Annotated in this window: 16 protein-coding genes; 9 read left to right on the top strand and 7 right to left on the bottom strand. The window is 65.7% G+C overall.

The window, feature by feature from the left end; genetic code table 11:
* Positions 1-9: 9 nt before the first annotated feature.
* Positions 10-1,092 (bottom strand): ABC transporter substrate-binding protein, encoded by a 1,083-nt coding sequence (locus ACFVWT_RS21235; protein WP_390251403.1) that lies wholly within the window; start codon positions 1,090-1,092, stop codon positions 10-12.
* Positions 1,093-1,411: 319 nt separating this feature from the next.
* Between ACFVWT_RS21235 and ACFVWT_RS21230 the strand changes: the two genes are divergently transcribed.
* Together ACFVWT_RS21230 and ACFVWT_RS21225 are read left to right on the top strand one after the other, a co-directional pair.
* Positions 1,412-2,332, top strand: coding sequence for a LysR substrate-binding domain-containing protein (locus tag ACFVWT_RS21230; protein ID WP_390251401.1), 921 nt, complete (start codon positions 1,412-1,414; stop codon positions 2,330-2,332).
* A gap of 150 nt (positions 2,333-2,482) precedes the next feature.
* The gene (locus ACFVWT_RS21225; RefSeq protein ID WP_245198976.1) at positions 2,483-2,695 is read left to right on the top strand and encodes a hypothetical protein; all 213 of its coding nucleotides are present in this window, start codon (positions 2,483-2,485) and stop codon (positions 2,693-2,695) included.
* Positions 2,696-2,787: 92 nt separating this feature from the next.
* Here the strand turns inward: ACFVWT_RS21225 and ACFVWT_RS21220 are convergent, their stop codons facing one another.
* Complete coding sequence (locus ACFVWT_RS21220) at positions 2,788-3,465, bottom strand: 4-carboxy-4-hydroxy-2-oxoadipate aldolase/oxaloacetate decarboxylase (protein ID WP_209742324.1); 678 nt, start codon at positions 3,463-3,465, stop codon at positions 2,788-2,790.
* Between the two features lie 25 nt (positions 3,466-3,490).
* Positions 3,491-4,699 carry an aspartate transaminase gene (locus ACFVWT_RS21215; protein ID WP_390251398.1) on the bottom strand — a complete coding sequence of 403 codons (1,209 nt, stop codon included), beginning with the start codon at positions 4,697-4,699 and terminating at the stop codon, positions 3,491-3,493.
* A 260-nt stretch (positions 4,700-4,959) separates the two neighbouring features.
* Here ACFVWT_RS21215 and ACFVWT_RS21210 point away from each other — a divergent pair, with 260 nt between their 5' ends.
* Together ACFVWT_RS21210 and ACFVWT_RS21205 are read left to right on the top strand one after the other, a co-directional pair.
* Positions 4,960-5,502 carry a hypothetical protein gene (locus tag ACFVWT_RS21210; RefSeq protein WP_390251396.1) on the top strand — a complete coding sequence of 181 codons (543 nt, stop codon included), beginning with the start codon at positions 4,960-4,962 and terminating at the stop codon, positions 5,500-5,502.
* 322 nt (positions 5,503-5,824) lie between these two features.
* Positions 5,825-6,265, top strand: coding sequence for a hypothetical protein (locus ACFVWT_RS21205; RefSeq protein ID WP_390251394.1), 441 nt, complete (start codon positions 5,825-5,827; stop codon positions 6,263-6,265).
* 11 nt (positions 6,266-6,276) lie between these two features.
* On the opposite strand, the gene ACFVWT_RS21200 is transcribed toward ACFVWT_RS21205, so the two are convergent.
* Together ACFVWT_RS21200 and ACFVWT_RS21195 are read right to left on the bottom strand one after the other, a co-directional pair.
* Positions 6,277-7,062 carry an alpha/beta fold hydrolase gene (locus tag ACFVWT_RS21200; protein ID WP_390251392.1) on the bottom strand — a complete coding sequence of 262 codons (786 nt, stop codon included), beginning with the start codon at positions 7,060-7,062 and terminating at the stop codon, positions 6,277-6,279.
* Positions 7,063-7,199: 137 nt separating this feature from the next.
* Entirely contained in the window at positions 7,200-7,853 is a 654-nt protein-coding gene (locus tag ACFVWT_RS21195) for a GPP34 family phosphoprotein (RefSeq protein WP_390251390.1), read from the bottom strand.
* A 145-nt stretch (positions 7,854-7,998) separates the two neighbouring features.
* Between ACFVWT_RS21195 and ACFVWT_RS21190 the strand changes: the two genes are divergently transcribed.
* Genes ACFVWT_RS21190 through ACFVWT_RS21170 form a run of 5 tightly spaced genes read left to right on the top strand, consistent with a single transcriptional unit; the run spans position 7,999 to position 14,069 of the window.
* Entirely contained in the window at positions 7,999-8,898 is a 900-nt protein-coding gene (locus ACFVWT_RS21190; protein WP_390251388.1) for a MurR/RpiR family transcriptional regulator, read from the top strand.
* A gap of 45 nt (positions 8,899-8,943) precedes the next feature.
* Positions 8,944-9,861: an NAD(P)-dependent oxidoreductase gene (locus ACFVWT_RS21185; RefSeq protein WP_390251385.1), complete on the top strand. Its 918-nt coding sequence runs from the start codon at positions 8,944-8,946 to the stop codon at positions 9,859-9,861.
* A gap of 35 nt (positions 9,862-9,896) precedes the next feature.
* Complete coding sequence (locus ACFVWT_RS21180) at positions 9,897-11,444, top strand: aldehyde dehydrogenase family protein (RefSeq protein ID WP_390251383.1); 1,548 nt, start codon at positions 9,897-9,899, stop codon at positions 11,442-11,444.
* A gap of 28 nt (positions 11,445-11,472) precedes the next feature.
* Positions 11,473-12,699 (top strand): amidohydrolase, encoded by a 1,227-nt coding sequence (locus ACFVWT_RS21175; RefSeq protein WP_390251381.1) that lies wholly within the window; start codon positions 11,473-11,475, stop codon positions 12,697-12,699.
* On the top strand, positions 12,696-14,069 hold the full coding sequence (locus ACFVWT_RS21170; protein WP_390251379.1) for a DUF3100 domain-containing protein: 1,374 nt from the start codon (positions 12,696-12,698) through the stop codon (positions 14,067-14,069). The genes ACFVWT_RS21175 and ACFVWT_RS21170 overlap by 4 nt, the downstream gene beginning before the upstream one ends.
* A gap of 134 nt (positions 14,070-14,203) precedes the next feature.
* Here ACFVWT_RS21170 and ACFVWT_RS21165 read toward each other — a convergent pair whose 3' ends face one another.
* Together ACFVWT_RS21165 and ACFVWT_RS21160 are read right to left on the bottom strand one after the other, a co-directional pair.
* A complete protein-coding gene (locus tag ACFVWT_RS21165) occupies positions 14,204-14,872 on the bottom strand; it encodes a GntR family transcriptional regulator (protein ID WP_390251377.1) in 669 nt (222 codons plus the stop codon).
* Positions 14,873-14,916: 44 nt separating this feature from the next.
* Positions 14,917-15,903, bottom strand: coding sequence for an ornithine cyclodeaminase family protein (locus ACFVWT_RS21160; RefSeq protein WP_390251375.1), 987 nt, complete (start codon positions 15,901-15,903; stop codon positions 14,917-14,919).
* Positions 15,904-15,907 lie beyond the last annotated feature (4 nt).

The raw sequence follows: 15,907 nt of genomic DNA, 5'->3' as shown, positions 1-15,907 counted from the left end.
GGCTCGCGGTTACTTGGTGATGATCTGGCGCTTCCAGATGTCGGTCCACTTGTCCCGGGCGGAGGACAGGAATTCCACATCCAGCGGGACGATGTTCAGTGACCCGTCCGTGGGGACCACGCGGTCCTTCACGTCTGCCGGCAGTTCTGCATTGCTGACGGAGGGGGCGTAGAAGAGTGCTTTGGCGAACGCGGTCTGCGCCTCGGCGGACAGGGCGTAGTCCACGAACGTCTTGGCTGCGGCGGAGTGCGGCGCATCCTTCACCACGTTGATGGTGTTGATCTGGTAGACGGTGCCTTCCTTCGGGAAGGTAACGCCCATCTTCTTGTTGCTCTGGTCGCTGTAGAACTGGCCGCGGGCATTCTGGCCGAGGCCAAGGACGGTCTGGCCCGTGATGACGTTCTGGTATTCGTCCGGGTTGGGTGCGAAGGTCTGCACGCCCGGGGCCATCTCCTTGAGGCGGGTCACTGCGGCGTCAATGCCCTTGGTGTAGTCCTCCCCCGCCATTTTGGCGGTGATGGCCGTCAGGGACAGGCCCAGCAGCGACGGCGGGGCGTTGACGTTGATCTTTCCGGCGTACGCGGGGTCCCACAGTACGTCCCAGCTCTCGGGAGCCTTCGGGAAGGTGGCAGTGTCATAGACCAGGCCCACGGCGTCGAGCATGGCCACCGGGCCGTACCCGTCCTTGTTGCGGAACTTTTCCGGGACGTTGGCGAGGTTCGGGACGCCGGCGGCGTCCACCTTCTCGAAGAGGCCCTGCTTGTTGCCGGTGGTGGAAACGGAGTTGTCCATGATGGCGACGTCGGTCGCCGGGTTGTTCTTCTGGCCCTGCAGGGCGCTGAGCATCTCAGCCGAGGACCGCTTGGAGGCGTAATTGATCTTGATGTTCGGATACTTGGCCTTGAAGGGCTCGATGACTGCGGCGGTGTACTGGTCCTGCCATACGCCCGAGTAGGCGATCAGGTTCACTTCGCCTGACGTGGCGCTGTCGTTGCTGGCTGCTCCGGCGCCGCCCCCGCAGCCGGAAAGTACCAGTGCCGCAGCGGACAGCGCGGCCACGGCTGTGATCTTGCCTTTGATGGTTGCTCGCATTTGTCATCTCTTTCTCATAAAGAAGAATCCGGGCTGTTGGTGGCGGATCCTGATGTTCCGACGCTAGGGAGTGCACATTTCGGAAATGTAAAAGAAAACGTCTATTCCGGTAAAACCCATTAGCATGCAAAATGCGTCTGGGGTCATCGTTAATTTGCATATCCACCGGAGGGGTAGAATGTTCGATGAATGAAATAGCGTTCTGGGTTCAACCTAGTGTCAGAGATGTGGATCACACAAAGACCTGTTGCGTATCCCTCCATAGCATCCGGTTATGACCCTTCCTGGGTTCAGGACGCCGCGAAGAGAGAAGACGGCCATGGATACGCGGAAGCTTGCGTACTTCGTCCAGATTGTGGATTCGGGAAGCATCACCAAGGCAGCGGCGGCGCTGCATGTGGCACAGCCTGCCCTGAGCCAGCAGGTTTCGGCACTGGAAACGGACCTCAAGCAGCGGCTCCTGATCCGCAGCAAGCAGGGCGTCAAGCCTACGGCCGCGGGGCACACCTTGTACCGGCATGCCCAGTCGATCCTGCGGCTTGTGGAACAGGCACGCCAGGACGTCGCCGCGTCGGGCGCCGCCCCGTCCGGGCGCGTGTCCATCGCCATCGCCCCCTACAGCATGGCCTCAAGCCTGACACCGAGGATCATCAGCGAGGTGGGCCGCCGCTACCCGGAAATCGTCCTGCATGTCACGGAGATCTACGGCGGTGTGCTGAGTGAAGCGATCAAGAACGGCCGGCTCGACATGGCCCTCATTTACGAGCCGGGGCCTATCCGCGGCGTCCAGTTCACCACCATGATTGTCGAAGACCTGCACTTTGTGGTCAACGCCGGCAGGTCAGACGTGGCATCCGAAAACGGTGAAATCTCGCTGGCGGAAGTGGCGCGCTTCGGGCTCTTCCTGCCCGAGAAGATCCACACGCTCCGCCAGGCTGTGGAGGCCGGCCTCACCAGCAAGGGACTCACCCTCAAGCTCGTTGGTGAGGTGGAGTCCGTGCCGTCCCTGGCGCGCCTCCTGCGGGCCGACCTGGGTGCCACGATCATGCCCAAGTCAGCGGCGGACGCGCTCTTCCACGAGGAGGACTTCCACGTCCTGCGGATTGTGGATCCGGCACTGCAGTGCAAGATCGCGCTATGCACCCCGGATCATGATCCGCTTTCCGAGGCGGCGTCGGCGGTCCTCCTGGTGCTGAAGGAAATGCTTCAGGAAATGCTGAGCAATAAATATGCGCGATAGCCCTGCCATAGCATCTGCTTATTAGGGCACTTATCATTCGTCTTAGTATCCGAGGGCTCCTAATCCTAAAATTGTCATCAGGCCGATAAATTGCGGCGGTTGCATTTATGGAGAATTAATTGGGAGCGAGCCGTGAAAAAAATCAGCAGCATGCGCAGGAATTCCGACACAAACCCCGGGCTGATGGCCAAAACGGGTTTCCACTGCCCTGCAAATGGTTTTTGGCGCCCTGAGGACCGCTCGGTGGCGCCTGTCTTTGTTTTCGAAGGCAGCATCATGCCGGCCGGCAGCGGCGGATCCACCGTGTGGTATCTGGAGGACGCCGTGTTTGGCCCGCCCACCCATCAGCTTCCGGCCCGGTAGGGTTACTGCCGCCAAAGGCGCAGCGGGAACGCCAGTGCCGCCGTACGGGAATTCCCGTACGACGGCGGTGCTGCCGCGGCTTGTGCGAGCGGCTAGGCCTCTTCGACGAGCAGCCCCTTGGCTTTGAGGACCTCGGTGAGGTTGCACAGCTCGATGGTGGTTCCGCCGGCCTGGTAGAGGCTGATGAGTTCGCGCTCGGCGTCGTCGCGTTCCTGCGAGAGGCGGATGACGTCCTCGATTTCGTCCTTCCGGACCACCACCACGCCGTCCGCGTCGCCGCGGAGCACGTCGCCGGGGTAGATGATCTCGTCGCCGAAGACCACGGGGTGGTTGATGGGGCCGATCGTTTCCTTGACGGTGCCCTTGATGGAGACACTGCCGGAGAAGACGGGCAGTCCCAGTTCGATGAGGTCCTGGGTGTCGCGGACGCCCGAGTCGGTCACCAGGCCGGCGAGGCCCTTGGCCTTCATGGCATTGCCGAGGACGTCGCCGAACGTTCCGGCTTCCTCGTACTCCCCCGCCGCGGCCAGGATGACGTCCCCGGCCTCGGCGTAGTGGATCGCCACCTGCAACATGAGGTTGTCCCTGGGGGCGCAGCGCACGGTGACGGCGGGGCCGCAGAAGGACATGCTCCGGTCGATCGGCTTGATCCTGGAGCTGAGGGCGCCCTTGCGTCCCTGTGCCTCGTGGATGGTGGCGGACGAGAACTTGGCGAGGCGGCTGACTGCGTCGGCTTCGGGTCGTTCGATGGTGGTCTTGACGTGGATCACGGCGTTTTCCTTCGGTGGGTGTGGATCAGTTGAGGGCCTGGACGGCCTTGTCGATAGCCGCGATGGACTCTTCGATGACGTCGAGGCTGGTGGCGTAGGAGATGCGGAAGTAGGGGCCCAGTCCATAGGCCGATCCCTGGATCACGGCGACGGAGGCCGCTTCAAGGAGGTAGAGGGTGAAGTCCTCGTCGTTTGCGATGACCTGCCCGTCGGTGGTCGTCTTCCCGATGACCCCCGCGCAGTTGACGTACGCGTAGAAGGCGCCTTCCGGCGTCGTGCATGACAGTCCGTCGATGGCATTCAGCGCGGCGACTGCCGCATCGCGCCGGGCGCGGTAGATTTCACGGCTTTCCTGCACGAAACCCTGGTCGCCCGTGAGCGCCGCGGCGCCGGCGGCCTGGCTGACGGAGGACGGGCAGGACGAGATCTGCGACTGGAGCTTGTTGATTGCGGCGATCAGCGGGGCGGGTCCGGCCGCGTACCCCAGGCGCCAGCCGGTCATGGCGTAGGCCTTGGACACACCGTTGACCGCCAGGATTCGGTCCTTCAGTTCCGGAGCCACCTCCACCAGGCTGGAGAGCTTGCCGGTGCCGAAGTAGATCTGGTCATAGATCTCGTCCGTCAGGATGTTCACGTGCGGGAAGCCGGCCAGGACGTCCGCGAGCGCGCGCAGTTCGGCCGGGGAATAGACGGCGCCGGTGGGGTTCGACGGTGTGTTCAGGATGACCCATTTGGTCCGCCCGGTGAGGGCGCCAGCCAGCGCCCCGGGGGTGAGCTTGAACCCCGCCTCCTCACCGCAGGCAACCACCACGGGCGTGCCCTCGTTCGCGAGCACCATGTCCGGGTACGAGACCCAGTACGGCGCGGGCACCACCACTTCGTCGCCGGCGTCCAGGGTGGCCATGAAGGCTGTGAAGATCACCTGCTTGGCGCCGCCGCCAATGGTGATCTCGGCCGGGGTGTAATGGGTGCCGGAACGCAGCTCGAGGGTCTGGAGGATCGCCTTCTGCAGGGCGGGGGTTCCGGTGACGGAGGTGTATTTGGTCTCCCCGCGGGTGATCGCCTCAATGGCGGCCGCCTTGATGTGCTCCGGGGTGTCGAAGTCAGGCTCGCCGACCGTCAGGTCCAGGATCCGGCGCCCTTCTGCCTTCAGCTCACGCACACGGGCCGCGGCGGCCACGCTGGCGGAGGACTTGATGCGGGACACCCGTGATGCAGGTTCAAATTTAGGCATGGTCTCTTCCTACGGATTCAGGAGGGAGCGGTACTCGCTTCCTTCGACCCTAGGGAATCCTGGCGCGTCTGGATAAGACCTAAAGTGCGTGGACGGATAAGCGTCTCTTATGGCCTGTGCCCACATTTTTAGGTTATGGCTCCACGCAGTATTGGTATTTCCGCGGGCGGACCGTTGTCTCTAGCGTTCTACGTATGCTGGCCCGATTGGGGTTCTTTCCGCCGGCGCCAACTGACGTGTTTCCGAACCGAGGAGTGCATGTGGCCGTTCTGCCCAGCCCTGTTTTGCACAGCCCTGTCCTGCACCCGGCCGACGGCGGTTACTACCGTTACCGGGGGCGGCGGAAGCCAGATGCGGCTGCTGCCCGGGCGGAAGAGCTCCGGCAACTCCTCAGGGAGGACCGGCAACGGATATCCTTCAATGCCAGCAGCATGCGGGCGCTCTCGGTCCGTTTGAACCAGCACATCGCCCAGGCGTTGTGTGACGGCGTGAAGATGACCGGCCTTGCCAAGGCCGCAGGGCTCTCCCGCTGGGCAGTGCGGACCATCGGCTTGTCCTCTGATGACCTGGCGCCGTCAGGGCTGCCGGCTGAGCAGCAGCTTGCGGAGATCAGCCGGTTGAAATCCGAACTGGCCGAACTCGAGGAGTCGAAGGCGCACCTGGAGGGCCGGCGGCTGAAGCTCCTGGCCGCGGCGCGGCAGCTGGGAGTCATGGACGAGTATGAGCTTGCCGCGCTGAGCGGGCTCCAGAGCGAGGCGATCCGGAAGATGACCTGGGGGCTCCAGCGGGTGCGGGCCACCTGAACCACTGGTATGACTCCCGGGAGCCATGCGCCCAACACGGCCAGCGCACTAATCCAGGTTGTTCTCCGCCGTTTCCGGCCCGCACCGTTTAATAGTACGAACTCGTGCGTTGTCGACGGCATCGGGCAGGCTTTGCAATGGCTATTGTCACGCAGGCAGGTCGTGAGTAATGTACGGCAAACCGGACTCTAAGCCGCATCAGGCGGCCCCGGAACGGCGCTGTCGTCAGGGGCTATGCCCCGTACATATAAAGCGCCCGGTCACCGCACTGGCCGATCATGCGGAACGCAGGACGCCACGCTTCCATTCAAGGGAGAACCTGATGTTAGGCACTAGAAGCTGCCTCGCCGCCGCTCTTGCAGCAACCCTCATGACCATAGCCACCCCCGCGCAGGCGGCCCCCGCCACGCTCGTGAGCGCGGGCCCGGGAATCCTCGTTGCCGACGGCGCCGCCGTGGATGTTCCCGTCACCTTCGTGTGCGATACCGACCCGGCGTTGATCATCGCACTACCCGTGGTCCAAGTTACCCAAAGAGTCAGCGACGGACGGCTCGCCGGCGGCGGCGGAAGCGATCAGCTCAGCTGCACCAAGCAATCCCAAACAGTCACCATCCGGGTCATTCCAAATATGATGGCGTTCAACGAAGGGACCGCCGCAGCCTCGGTCTACCTGCGAACCTGCAGCGCGCAATTCCAGTGCTCCGTGGTCATTATCAACACCGAAATAACGCTCGCCAATCCAGCCGGCGCAGAACAGGACTGAGTCGTTAAGCGCTACCCGTCGAGGAACCGCAGCAGGAACGGGACGGTGGCGTGCAATGTCCGCAGGTCCCCGCCACTGGCGGCCTGCTCGCCGAGGTAGTCGCCATGGCCGCCGGGGACGACCAGCAGGCGGGAGCCGGGGATGGCACCAGCCATCCGGTCGGCGTACGCGGCGGTGACGATATCCCGGTCGCCGCACACCACCAGCGTGGGCGCGGTGATGGTGCCCAGTTCGTCGTCGGACCAACCGGGGAAGTCCGTGATGCGCCGGTGGTCCAGCTCGAAGAGCCGTTCGAGGTGGCCGGGCTCGGGGTTGAGCAGGCGGTCGGCGTCCTTGTAGGTGTCGGGCATGTCGTCGAGCGTGGCATTCGCCATCCCGTCCCAGAACTCGTCCGGCACCGCGTCGCGGCTCGCAAAGGTGGAGGCTATGATCAACCGCCGGACAGCGGCGGGACGCGCGAGTGCCAGCGCGATCGCGGTATGCCCGCCGGCGCTGAATCCCAGCACATCGACGGTTTCCACCGTGAGGTGGCCCAGGACGGCGAGGATGTCTCCGGCGGAGTTCTCCGCAGTAAGCGGGCGGCTGGTGGGCTGGGTGCGGCCGTGGCCCTCTTCGTCCACGGCGATAACTTCACGGTGTTCGGCCAGCAGCGGGATGAGTTCGCTGAAGTTCGTGCCGATGGTGGAGCCACCGCCCGGGATGAGGAGCAGCGGCGGCCGGCCCGGCACCGCCTCCCCGTGGACCTCGTAATACATGCGAAGGCCGTTGTTGTCCGCGTAGCCGTGGGTGAAGGTCACACGGCATCCTAACCCTGTGCGCTTCCGGCGGAAAGGGGTGGATCGGGGCGGATCCTCCGTCGGCCAGCAGATCCTGCTCGTGGATCCGGCCGGGAACGTCGTCGAGTTGTTCCGGCCTGCAGGCGAATAGCGCCTGCCTAGGTCATGGCCTCGGCTTCCGCCATCCTGATCATGCGCAGTTCGTCGGCCACGGCACGGGCCGGCCAATAGCCCTTCGCCAGCTTTCTTGGCAGGTCCCGATCCGCTTCCGGAAACATCTTGTCGAGCAGTCCGGCCGCCTCGAGCAGGGCGATGAGGGCAGTCGTCCTCGCATCGGATGGCTTACCCTCGAGCGCGGCGCGGATCTTGTTCAACAGCGCCGCCTCGGGACCGTGGTCCTTCTCCGGGTACCGCATGGTCCGGAACAGGCCAAGATGCTTTTCGCCGACCTGGTCCACGACGCCCTGCGACGCCATCCCCTCGTAGGCGCGCTGTACTTCGGCGCGCCCCTCCAGCATGGAAACCCACCGCTTGGGGGTGTGGGGCCGTGATTTGTGGCGGATGAGCTCCAGCTGATGCTGGAAGTCCGTGCGCGGCCCGGTGCCGGTGGCCCTCACGTGCTTCCCCTGCAGGCCGATCGCGCCGACCAGTTCCAGTTCCGCCAATATTGCCCCGGCCACGGTGGTCCTGAGGATGTACGCAGGCACGCCGGGGGCGCCGTCAGTGTCGTTCGTGGCCAGGAGGAGGAAAGCCTGGGGAAGGTTCAGATCCTGGGTTTTCGGTTCATCCCTCTGGGGTGTTTCATCATCCATAACATCATGGTGGCCCCGTTCTGCGGCCACGACAATGAGGATTTACAAGCCGGAAACCAAAAAGCCTGTTCGCAAACGAAATTGCATAGTACATTTGATGCAATCAGCCTTGCAGAGTGATGTGCGTTACAGAAGAGGTCCGGACTTGAACACCAACGCGGTCGATCTTGAAGCCAGCGGAGCAGGCGCCAGCGGCGCCGGAAACGTCTCCCAGGCGTGGCTTGGCGACGCCCTTCCGGACGTTCCGCTCTCCAAGGCGCAGACCCGGGTGGTGGATGTCATCGCCCGCAATCCGCAGCTCTCCTCCTACGCGGACATTGCCGAGATCGCCCAGCGGGCCGACGTCAACAACTCCACGGTGGTCCGCACGGCCCAGCACCTGGGCTACCGCGGCTGGCCCGATCTCCAGCGGGAACTCCGCTCGCGGTACCTCGTTATGATCTCCACCGAGGACACCCTGACGGAGCACGGCGAACACCGCAGCCCCCTCCACGACGCGCTCAACCACGACATCGAGAACCTGCGCCTGACGCTGGACTCCAATACGGGAGACGACGCCGAAGCCGCCATTGCGGCCATGGCCGCCGCCAAGTCCATCACCGTCGTCGGGCTTGGCTCTTTCGCCGGTCCCGCCAGCGTAATGGCCCACTTGGGATCCACCATGGGCTACCCCATCACGCTGGAGAACCGTGCCGGCGTCCACCTGGCCTCCAGCACCAACACCCTTGGTGAAGGGGACGTCCTGGTGGTCATCAACATGTGGCGTTCCATCCGGCAGATCATCGTCACCGCCGAAGCCGCCAAGCAGGCGGGCGCCACGGTCGTCGCCATCAGCGACATGCGCCGCGGCCGCCTGGCCGCTGCTGCCGACCACCTCCTGGTGGTGGCCTCGGAAGGCATCTCCTTCTTCCAGTCCGTCACCGCAGCAAACTCAGTGGTCTATGGCCTGCTCGCGGGCATGGAGGCTGCTCACCCCGAACGCAGCCGTGCCGCCATCCGCCGCACCCAGCAGCTCTGGAAAGACCTGGACATCTACCTCGACTGACCCCCCGCACCCTTCACGCCCCCACGCATATTCCAGGAGTAGTTCATGAACACCAGCACCCGCATAGCCGTCATTGGCCTTGGAGCCATGGGCGGAGCCATGGCCGCCACGCTGCACAAAGCCGGCTGGGACGTCACCGGCTTCGACCCCTCCGAGGCCGCCCGGACCGCCGCCGCCAAAACCGGCATCGCCACCACCGCCAGCCTTGAGGACGTCGCCGGAACCCCCTACGCCGTCCTCTCACTGCCCGCAGCCAGCATCGTGGAAACCACCGTTCCCCGGCTCCTGGCCGAACCGGGGACCGTGGCGATCATTGACACCACCACCTCCGAACCCGCCACCAGCAAGAAGATGGCAGACCTCGCCGACGCCCAGGGCGCGGCCTTCGTGGACGCTCCGGTCTCCGGTGGCCGCGATGGTGCGGCAACGGGCTCCCTGAGCGCCTTCGTCGGCGCAACAGACGCCGCCCTGAAGGCCGCCGAACCCGTCCTGCTCGCCCTCACCGGCGGCAAGTACAGCCACATCGGCGGCCCTGGCAGCGGCAACGTGGTCAAGCTCCTCAATAACGTCCTGGCGGCGGCCAACCTGGTCTCCGTGGGTGAGGCGCTCGGCGTCGCCAAGGCCTACGGCATCGATCCCGCCAAGGCGGCGGCCAGCATCAGTGACGCCTCGGGCGGCAGCAAAGTCTCCGCGAACATGTACCCCAACTGGGTTCTCAGCGGCACGCACGATTCCGGCTTCTCGCTCGGCTTGATGGCCCGTGATGCCGCCCTCGCCGTGGAGGTCGCCGCCCAGATCGGCGAAAGCCCGGCCCTGCTGGCAGCCGTGGCCGGGCAGTGGCAGGACGCCCTCGCCGCCCTCGGGCCCCGCGCCGACTTCACCGAAATCGCCAGGACCGTCGCCCCCGCCATCACGCCGGCCGGCGCGCCGTCCACCACACACGGCACCCCCGCCGTCGCCTAAGCCTCCGCACCCCCAGCCCCGAAGGACCATTCACCTTGAGCATCATCACAGCACCTACCTCCTCCTCGGCGGCCACCGCCCGGGCCGTCCTGGACGCGGCCTTCCCGGCCGGCTTCGGCGCCTTCCTCGACGGCCGCGTTGTCACCGGCAGCGGGGAAAGCATCACGCTCACTGCGGCGGCCACCGGCGAAGCCTTCACCAGCTACTCGGACCCCGGCGCCGAGGGCGCCAACGCCATCCTGGAAAGTTCGACGGCGGGCGCGGCGGCCTGGGGCGCGATGAACGGCTTCGAACGGGCAGCCATCCTGCGCAACGTGAGCCGCGTCGTGGAAGCCCACGCGGAGGAACTTGCCGTCCTCGAATCCGCCACCACCGGCAAACCCATCCGCGACGCCCGTGTCGAAGCCGCCAAGGTGGCTGAAATGTTCGGCTACTACGCCGGCTGGGCGGACAAGCTGACGGGCCTCACCATCCCGGTCCCCGGCCCGTGGCACACCTACACCGAACGCGTCCCATGGGGCGTCGTCGTCGCCATCACGCCCTGGAACGCTCCGCTGTTCACGGCCGGATGGAACTCCGCCGCACCGTTGGCCGCCGGCAACGCCGTGATCATCAAGCCCAGCGAATTCACTCCGGCGTCCTCGGTCCGGCTCGCCCAGCTGGCGCACGAAGCGGGGCTGCCGGCAGGCGTCTTCAACGTGGCGGCAGGGCTGGGCCAGACCGTGGGCGCCGCCCTCACCACTGACCGGCGCGTGGGCAAGATCAGCTTCATCGGCTCGGTCCCCACCGGCCGACACGTGGCTGTTGCGGCTGCGCAGGCCGGGATTCCCGCCCTGCTGGAACTCGGCGGCAAAAGCGCCAACATGGTGTTCGCCGACGCCGACCTGGACCGTGCCGCGGACGGCGCCATATCGGCGATCTTCTCCGGTGCGGGGCAGTCCTGCGTGGCCGGGTCGCGGCTCTTGGTAGAACGGAGCGTGCACGCACAGTTCATTGAGCTGGTGGCCAACCGTGCCGCCCGGCTGCGGGTGGGCGACCCGCTCAGCGCGGACACCGAGGTGGGTCCGATCATCACGGCCCGCCAGTTCGCCACCGTCAACTCCCTCATCGAGGCAGGAATGAACGACGGCGGCCGCCGGGTCACGGGGGCGGCGCTTCCGGAGGCCCTGGCCGGGTCCGCGCTGTCCGGCGGGCACTGGGTCATGCCGACCCTGCTGGACGGCGTCACGCCCGCGAACCGCCTGGAAACCACGGAGGTGTTCGGCCCGGTGGTGGGCGCGGACGCGTTCGACACCGAAGCAGAGGCCATTGCCCGGGCCAACAACACCAACTTCGGCCTGGCCGGGGCGGTGTGGACGTCCGACATTTCCCGCGCGCACCACATTGCCCGCGAGGTGAAGGCCGGCACCTTCTGGATCAACTCCTACAAGACCATCCACGTGGCGGTTCCATTCGGCGGCTTCGGCGATTCCGGCCACGGCCGCTCCTCCGGCCCGGGCGTCCTGGACGAGTACACCCAGACGAAGGCGGTCTGGGTGCCCACGCGGGCGGCAGGCTCCCCCTTCCCGTCCCTGTCCTACTAAAGCGTCCTACGAGAGCAGGCAGATACTCATGGAACTGACAGACTCAAGCCCCGCTCTGGCGACGCTCCGCGGCGCCCTCGCGGACGGCGTCGAAAACTGGAAACCCCGCGTCCAGGAATTGGCCAGGGAGATCCACGACCTCCAGGAGATCTCCTTCGAGGAGGTCCGCTCAGCCGAGGCGGCAGCGGCACTGCTGGCCGAAGGCGGCTTCGAGGTGGAACGCGGCACCGGCGGACTGCCCACAGCGTTCACCGCGAGCGCGGGCAGCGGCGACCTCACCGTGGCGCTGTGCGTGGAATACGATGCGCTCCCGGACATCGGGCACGCCTGCGGGCACAACCTGATCGCGGGCGCGTCGGTGGCCGCCGCGCTGGCCCTGCAACCGTACGTGGATGAGCTGGGCATCACGCTGAAGGCCATCGGGACCCCGGCCGAAGAGCATGGCGGCGGCAAGGTGCTCATGCTGGAGCAGGGTGCGTTCGACGGCGTCGGCCTGGCGCTGATGGTCCATCCCGTCCAGGACGGGCTGACCTACAACCCGGCCGGCACCAGCGCGCAGGCCGTGGGCCGGTACAAGGCGACGTTCACCGGCAAAGCCGCACACGCGGCAGCGGCCCCGCACCTGGGCGTGAACGCCGCGGACGCGGCCGTGCTGAGCCAGGTGGCGATTGGACTGCTCCGCCAGCAGATCCCCGCCGACCACCGCATCGCCTGCTTCGTTGCGGAGGCCGGACACGTCACCAACATCATTCCGGAACGGGCGGTGGTCCAGTTTGAATGCCGGGCCTTCACGCTGCCGGAATACGACGCGCTGCACCAGCGCGTCCGCCGCTGTTTCGAGGGAGCGGCGCTGGCCACCGGAACAACGCTGGCCATCGAAGCGGCTGAACCCCTCTACGAGCCCCTGCTCCAGGACGATGCCCTGGCTGCGCACTGGACCGATGCGATGGAGGCGTTCGGGAAGGACATTTCCCGTTCGTCGGGCCTCAGCGGCGGCTCCACCGACATGGGCAACATCTCCCAGGTCATCCCGTCGCTGCATCCGTGGCTGAGCATCCCGGGTGCCGACGTCCCCATCCACTCGCATGCGTTCGCCGCGCTTGCCGACACCCCGGAGGCGTACGGGGTGATGTTCGAGGCAGCCACCGCGCTGGCCTGGACCGTCGCCGCTGCAGCCTCAACCCCCGCCCAAAGAGAACGCTTCATCACAGCGGCGTACCGCCGTCGTACTTTCACCCAGGAAGGCACATCATGAGCACCACCAAAACAGCGCGGATAGATAAGGCCGGCACCAAGCTGACCATCCCCATTGCCGCCCTGGCCCTGGTGATCGCCGTCGCGGTCCAGTTCATCGGCCAGGCCAAGATCGACGTCGGAATCGGCGCCATCATCATCTTCCCCATGGTGTGGGGCCTCATTGTGGGCCTGCTGGTCTCCATCCAGAAATTCAAGCCGCTGGGCCTTGACCTCCAGCGCGTTGCCGCCGCCCTGGTGGGCGTCGCCGTACTGCTGCTGGTGGCCCGGCTGGCGTTCAACATCGGCCCCAGCCTCCCCAGCCTCATCAAGGCCGGGCCGGCGCTGCTCCTCCAGGAGGTAGGCCACCTGCTGGGCACCATCGTGCTGGCACTCCCCCTGGCCGTCCTGCTCCGGATGGGCAAGGCAACTGTGGGTGCCACCTTCTCCCTGGACCGGGAACCGTCGTTCGCCATGGTCTCGGAAAAGTACGGACCGGATTCGGACCAGTACCGCGGCGTGCTGGCCATGTACGTTTTCGGCACCCTGTTCGGGGCCGTGTTCATCACACTCCTCACCTCGCTGGTGGCCAACTGGAAGATCTTCGATCCGCTGGCCCTGGCAATGGGCGCCGGCGTGGGTTCCGGATCCATGATGGCGGCCTCCGCGGCCAGCATCGTCGCCGCCTACCCGGCCGATCAGGAAGCCATCCTGGGCATGGCCGCCGTGTCCAACCTGATCACCACGGTCCTGGGCGTCTACGTCGGCATCTATATTGCCCTGCCGCTGGCCGATCGCTTCTACAAGGCCCTTACCCGGAAGCAGACAGCCCGCGAAGCCGCCGCCGTCACGGCAGGCGCCCCCGCCGAGCGCAGCGCCGCCGACATCGACCGCGAAGCAGCACAGGCCGAGGAAAACCGCTTGTTCCGCGAGCGCGTCGCCGAATCCTCGGCAGCCATCAAGCTTCCGCTGTGGCTGTCCCTGTCGGTCCTGACGGTCCTCGGCATTGCCACGGCTTCGGTGGCGGCCAAGGGGTTCAGCCTGACCATTGTGGCCGGGTACGCCATCATGCTCGCCCTGGTGCTGGTCAGCATTGCCCTGGCGAAGGCCACCCGGAAGATCTCGGCGATCGTTTTCATCACCACCATCGGCGCGTACATCTCCAGCCCTTGGTTCTTCGGGGCCGAGGCGCTCAACGCCGCCGTCAAAACGGTGGACTTCCTGTCCATCGCCACGGTCATGCTGACGCTGGCGGGCCTGTCGCTGGGCAAGGACATCCCGCTGCTGAAGAACATCGGCTGGAAGATCATCCCGGTGGGCCTGGTGGCCATCACGGCATCCTTCCTGCTCTCCACCGTGATTGCGGAGTTCGCGCTGGGACTCTGGCACTGATACGGAGTTTTTGTCCAGATACAGCGACCTACGGGGTTCTCAACTCGCGCTATCTGGACAAAAACTCCCCCAGGCTCTCGACATAAGTGAACGGACGACGGCGGGACCTCCCGCCGTCGTCCGTTTTCGTTTGGTCAGCTCTCGGGCAGGCGCCCGGCCAGGCCTTGGAGCGACGGCTCGCGGCCCAGCTCCACATGGGCGAAGGCCAGCGCCGCCGCCAGCTCCGCCTTGCCGTCGTAAATGGCCTTGCACAGGCTCAGGTGCTCAGCGCACTGCACCTGCGGATCACGATGCCCGGTCAGGGTGAAGAGCCATTGCATCCTGCCGAGCAGAGGCTTCATGGAGTACTCCAGCAGCGAGTTGCCTCCCATCGCGACAATCTCTGCATGCAGGGCCGTATTGCTGAGCGGTATCTGCGCATGGTCGTGTCGCAGGGTTGCTTCCTCCGCCTGGTCCATCATGTGCTGCAGCCGAGATGAGGACTGACCCTTTGCCGCGGCCTGGGCAGCGAGGCGTGCGGCGAGGACTTCCAGGCTGAGCCGCACATCAAAGAGTTCGTTGACGTCGCGCAGGGTGATCTGCTTGACGGTGGCACCACGCCGGGGTGACGTGTCAATGAAGCCTTCGGCTTCGAGCTGCTGGAGGGCTTCCCGGACGGGTACCCGGGAAACGGCCAGGGTCTGGGACAGCTCACGTTCCCTGAGCCGGGATCCTGGAGCGAAGTCGCCTGAAATGATCAGTTCCCGGATCCGCGCCCGGGCCGTGTCAGACGAGGACGCGGGAGATTCCGCTTGGACCGTCATTCATGCCTCCCGTTATTGCTGCGGCGTCTTGCTTCCGCAGCCTCTCAGTTATTCAGCGCCACCCGGGTGCCAACGCCCTTGTTGAGCGCGGCGTCGTACAGGAGCCGCCCGATGGCAAGGTCCTGCAGACCGATACCCACCGAATTGAACAAGGTTACGTCCTCATCACTGACGCGGCCTGCTCTCGTCCCGGCGGCCACGTCACCAAGCTCGGCTTCCACGTCCTCAAAGCTCATCACACCTTCGGCCACCGGGATGATGAGCCCGCCGGATTTTGCCCTGGCCGTGGCCAGGCTGTCCACGAAGACCCTTGCCCTCACCATGCCCTCCGAATCTATCTCCCGGTGATCCGCACGGGGACGGGATCCGACGGCGTTCACGTGCAGTCCGGGCTTGAACCACTCGCCTTTTACCAGCGGCTCAACCGCCGGCGTGAGGGTGCACAGCACATCGGCAGACTCCACAACTTCCCGGACGCTGGACGCCCGCGTGACGTTCAGGCCGTGCTTGGCAATCTCGCCACAGAAGGCGGCGACGGTGTCCGCGGAACGGGACCACACCACCACGTTTTCAATCGGGAGGACGGCCAGCATGGCTTCCACATGTGCCACCGCCAGGGCACCTGCACCGACCAGCCCCAGGGTGGTGCTGCTTGGCCTTGCGAGGAGCTTGGTCGCGACGGCGCTGGCGGCGGCAGTCCGGACCCGTGTGGGTACTTTGCCGTCCAGGATGGCCAGCGTTTCGCCGGTCAGCTGGGAGACAAGCATGATCGTGGACCGCTGCGTGGGCAGGCTGGACTCCCGATTCGCCGGGATGTCCGCCAGCAATTTGACGGATGCCAGCTCCTCGGCGCTGGACAGCGCGGCCATCGGCAGGAACCTGGCGTCAGACGACGGCAGGAGAAGGGAATCCGGAGCCGGCTGAACGGCGGTGCCCCGGCTGAGGCCGGCAAAGACACGTTCGACGGCGGCAATCGTCGCGGGCATATTGGCCAGGGCCTGGAGCTCGGAGGCCTTAAGTATCAGGGTCATGGGT

It is taken from the genome of Arthrobacter sp. NPDC058288 (assembly GCF_042880995.1).
Lineage (GTDB): Bacteria > Actinomycetota > Actinomycetes > Actinomycetales > Micrococcaceae > Arthrobacter.
The sequence above is the reverse complement of the archived record's forward strand: the minus strand, read 5'-3'. Positions and strand labels throughout refer to the sequence as shown.